At 45.3% G+C, this 786-nt stretch carries 1 protein-coding gene and 1 pseudogene; both read left to right on the plus strand.

The genetic code is table 11. The annotated features are described in order from the left end of the window. Nucleotides 1–313 (plus strand): crossover junction endodeoxyribonuclease RuvC (ruvC, locus tag R7044_RS24960; RefSeq protein WP_225455968.1); only part of this gene is annotated, 313 nt, incomplete at its 5' end. Nucleotides 314–434: 121 nt separating this feature from the next. Next, nucleotides 435–786 (plus strand): annotated as a pseudogene (locus R7044_RS24965) (chemotaxis protein); the annotation flags it as partial.

Below are 786 nucleotides of genomic sequence, written 5' to 3' on the forward strand. Positions count from 1 at the left end.
CATGGCGAAAAATGCCGATTCTGCTCTAAAGCTAGGGCAGGCTCGCGGTAGTGCGATCGTTGCGGCGGTGAATGCGGATCTTCCTGTGTATGAGTATGCTGCCCGTCTTATTAAGCAAGCTGTAGTGGGGACTGGTGGTGCAGACAAAGTGCAAGTTCAGCACATGGTGCAGCACATGTTAAAATTACCTGCAAAGCCTCAAGCCGATGCCGCGGATGCACTCGGTGTGGCAATTTGTCATGCCAATACGAACAAGACCTTGGTTGCGCTCGCAGGTAAAGCAAGCAGTGCGAGAAAAGGGCGTTATCGCTAGACTCTCACCGTACTAAAAATGAGACACCTCAGACAGATTTAAGGAATAAATTTGTTGTGAAAATGTTACAAAACTATAGTGGTCGGATGTCTAATAAGAAATCAATCAAGGAAGATTGAACATGAATCCAGCCACGCTGTGGCGCAGTGTATTTATGCCGCGCCAACCTCAATGGACGAGAACGCAACAACGTCAAGCTGACATCCTCTCTTTATTTACCTTCATCGCTTTTCTGGTCGGAATTTATAGCGTAATTAAGTGGTTCAAGCATGGACACGAAAGCTTGATCTTAACTTCTGTCATTCTGATTACTCTTGAGCTTATTTCCGCTTCTAGTCTCAAATGGTTTAAGCAACCTGCGTTATCACTTAACCTTGGTTTTGTCGGGATGTCGGTGCATGCACTCAATATCATTTATCAAAGTGGTGGTGTGGTTGATTCAACTCAAACTTATTGGGTGCCTTTGTTGGTTG

The organism is Vibrio sp. 1402 (assembly GCF_033340275.1).